Here is a 2,536-nt window from a genome sequence, read left to right as displayed (position 1 = left end):
ACCCGCAACCGCCTCCCTGGCCGCCACACACCCCAATCATGCCGGCAACCAGACAGAACAGCCGGAACCGACACACCGACGACCATCAAGATCCAACTAGTGGAAGCGGCATTGCGGCTCATCCTCACCGCACGTCGAACGTAACCAGTCGAAGGCACTCAAGAGGGCAGGCGCGGCCGGCGAGGCTCTCGACCGGTCACGCCTGTCAACTTCCACCGCCACAGCGAGGGGTCTGTCAAGTTGGTTTTACAGTCCCGGTTTACGTGACCGTACTAGACCGCCTTCGGCTTCTTCGGGGCTGTTTCGGAGACGGCGTCGTGAACGAGGGTCTGGCGGTGCGGTGGCCGGCGTACTACGTCCGAGCCGTGCAGCGTGTGCAACACGGGTGCGGACCAGGGGCCGGCCGGCTGCCTAAAGATGCTGGTGAGAAGCCCAAGGCCTGCCCAAGGACGATCGGTACCACCCCTTGGTTGTACATATCAAGCGACGGAAGACGCGGCTAACCGGCGTCTACCTGAATCACGGATGGTGCGACTCCGGTCGATGGTGGGTGAGGAGGCACTACCGGGGCTGGGGTGAGCTGATGTCCATTTTGCGGATCTCCGTGGCGTGGACGGCGTAGATGAAAGGGCCTGCTTCGGTGCAGGCGGTCGTGATCGCGGGCAGGTTCGAGAGCAGCCACTGTGCCATCGCAGCACCCGGTAGGTCCTGCCGGGTTATGTAGAAGCATCGCGCGTGATGTGTCAGACGGCTTCCTGTTCGGCGGGGCGGTAGCGGATACGCGCGTCCTTCATGAACACGACCCAGCCGAGGCGGGCCGTGTCCTCGATCCAGGTGACGTCCGCGATGTCCTCGTCCTGTGGGATGCCGTAGTGCTCGGCGAGCGTGATCAGCCGTAGCCCGGCGTCTCGGAGTAACCGGGGGACGGCGATGCGGCCGAGGCTGCGGTCGATGAAGACGTGCGGAAGCCCGGCAGGGTGGCGATCTGTCGAGTCATCAGGTGGCGATTTTGCTTGCGACACGGACGGCGCCTTCAAGATCAGAGAGAGGCACGCCGAATTCTTCCGCTACCTCGGCGAGTGCTTCGCCGGCGTGGAAGCGGCCCAGGGCGTCTTCGACGCGGGCGCCGCCGTGAGTGAAGATCGGCTGGCCGAAGCCACGGTGGGGATCGACGATGACGGAGCCGGGCTCGTACCGCGGTAGCCGGATGAGCCGGGGGTAGCCGTCCGAGGCGAACTCCACCAGCCGGAGGTAGGACTCGACGATCTCCCCGAACACCCGCTGCCCGTTGCGCACCACGACTAGTTCCCGGGCTCCACGTGCTTCGGGCGTGTCGCCCTGGCTCTCGGCGAAGTCGTAGAGAACCTCGGCACCGTCGGTGTACAGGGCGCGTGAGGCGAGGACGTGCTCGATCCCCAACTGCTCGGACAGGCGGGCCAACGCGGGGCGGATCCGCTGTAGCGGCACTCCAGCGGCTCGGATGGCTGCCAGGATCATCCCCTCGGCAAGCCCGATGAACGGCACGACGGCCGTGCCATGGCGCTGACGGGGCAGCACGGTGACGATCGGCTCACCATGGACCGGGGCGCGGCCCGGTGCGTACCTGGTGTAGCCGTAGGCCCAGGTCGCGAAGGTCGACGTCGGCACGCCCAGGTGCCGGCCCGCCTCGGCGACGCTGTACAGGGACAGGTCGAAACGGCCGCGATCCTGAATCATCGCGCCTCCTCTCAAGCCTGCTGGATCCGAAGGTCCTGCCGCGCAACACCATGATCATAGCCCCTTGCTGGCTCGACGACGCCGGGGAGGAGGCCACGGCGAGCCGTGCTACCGCAGTTTCTCTGGAGCTGGATCGGGTCGGTAACGGTCCGGCGGTGCGGTGGTCGGTGTACGGCGTCCGAGCCGTGCGGCATGTGCAACTCGGGTGCGGACCAGGGACCGGTCCGATTGCCCAAAGACGCTGGTCAGAAGCCTGGAGCCTCTGCGAATACGACTGGGTCGTTGTCGACATAGAGAATCCGTGATTCGGGTGCGACCCCTTGGGCGACCTCATGCAGATTCGGGGGTGGCAGTCCCGTTTCGATGCCCAGGAACTGTCGGATGCCGTGTTCCGCCGCCAGTAGGCGGGCCACTCAGGCCCGCGTGTGCCCCCGAGCGGAACGGGAGCACCTGGGTCGTGATCCCGGGACGGTGGGACACGTCGATCAGGTGGGCGAGTTGGGCGCGCGCCACCTCGGGTCCGCCGACCATGCGGCGCACTGCGGCTTCGTCAAGGATCGCCCAGAGCTGCGGTGGCGGATCGGTGGTCAAGATGGGGCTCTTCCGTTCGACGACCGCCGGCCCGGTGAGCTCGGAGTAGTCGAAATGATCATTGGCTGGAGTGGGTCGTGTGGGCGGCGCACCGGGCACCATCAGGGCAAGCACCATTAGGGCAAGCAGCACCAGGGCAACGTCGTCTTCCTTGTAGCCCTTGCTGTAGTCCTCGCTCATCGAGATCGGGCCGACCGGCGGTGGATCGCCGAACGCCGGGGCCTGGGAG

Annotated in this window: 3 protein-coding genes and 2 pseudogenes; all 5 read right to left on the bottom strand. The window is 66.3% G+C overall.

Features of this window, described 5'->3' with window-relative positions; all coding sequences use genetic code 11:
- Positions 1-561: 561 nt before the first annotated feature.
- The gene (locus tag AC08OJ_RS19660; protein ID WP_476596516.1) at positions 562-690 is read right to left on the bottom strand and encodes a hypothetical protein; all 129 of its coding nucleotides are present in this window, start codon (positions 688-690) and stop codon (positions 562-564) included.
- A gap of 53 nt (positions 691-743) precedes the next feature.
- Positions 744-1,022: a PIN-like domain-containing protein gene (locus AC08OJ_RS19655; RefSeq protein ID WP_476596515.1), complete on the bottom strand. Its 279-nt coding sequence runs from the start codon at positions 1,020-1,022 to the stop codon at positions 744-746.
- Positions 997-1,716 (bottom strand): DUF433 domain-containing protein, encoded by a 720-nt coding sequence (locus tag AC08OJ_RS19650; protein ID WP_476596513.1) that lies wholly within the window; start codon positions 1,714-1,716, stop codon positions 997-999. Before AC08OJ_RS19650 ends, AC08OJ_RS19655 begins: the two co-directional genes overlap by 26 nt.
- Before the next feature lie 257 nt (positions 1,717-1,973).
- Positions 1,974-2,129: pseudogene (locus AC08OJ_RS19645) on the bottom strand (SAM-dependent methyltransferase); the annotation flags it as partial.
- Between the two features lie 52 nt (positions 2,130-2,181).
- A pseudogene (locus AC08OJ_RS19640) lies at positions 2,182-2,409 on the bottom strand (Scr1 family TA system antitoxin-like transcriptional regulator); the annotation flags it as partial.
- Positions 2,410-2,536: the final 127 nt, after the last annotated feature.

This window comes from Frankia sp. CgKIO3, assembly GCF_977946435.1.
This window is presented reverse-complemented; position numbering and strand designations above follow the sequence as displayed.